Raw genomic sequence first — 291 nt, 5'->3', positions numbered from 1 at the left:
CCGCTAGCGAAACCCGAAGCGTGTCACCAATGCCTTCGGCGAGCAGCATACCTAAGCCTACTGACGATTTAACGGCGCCGCTGCGTTTACCACCCGCTTCGGTAATACCTAAGTGCAGTGGCTGGTCTATCTTCTTCGCAAGCAGACGGTAGGAGTCAACGGCTAAAAACACATCGGATGCTTTAACGCTCACTTTAAAGTCGTGAAAGTCGAGTTTGTCGAGAATATCGACATGCCGCATGGCAGACTCAACTAAGGCTTCAGCCGTAGGCTCACCGTACTTTTCCTGTG

General features: G+C 51.9%; 1 protein-coding gene. It reads right to left on the bottom strand.

Annotated features, from left to right (window positions below; all coding sequences use genetic code 11):
- Positions 1 to 291 (bottom strand): flavodoxin-dependent (E)-4-hydroxy-3-methylbut-2-enyl-diphosphate synthase (locus B3180_RS10280; RefSeq protein WP_286844379.1); only part of this gene is annotated, 291 nt, incomplete at both ends.

The sequence above is a fragment of the Idiomarina sp. UBA4206 genome (assembly GCF_002383015.1).
GTDB lineage: Bacteria > Pseudomonadota > Gammaproteobacteria > Enterobacterales > Alteromonadaceae > Idiomarina > Idiomarina abyssalis.
The sequence above is the reverse complement of the archived record's forward strand: the minus strand, read 5'-3'. Positions and strand labels throughout refer to the sequence as shown.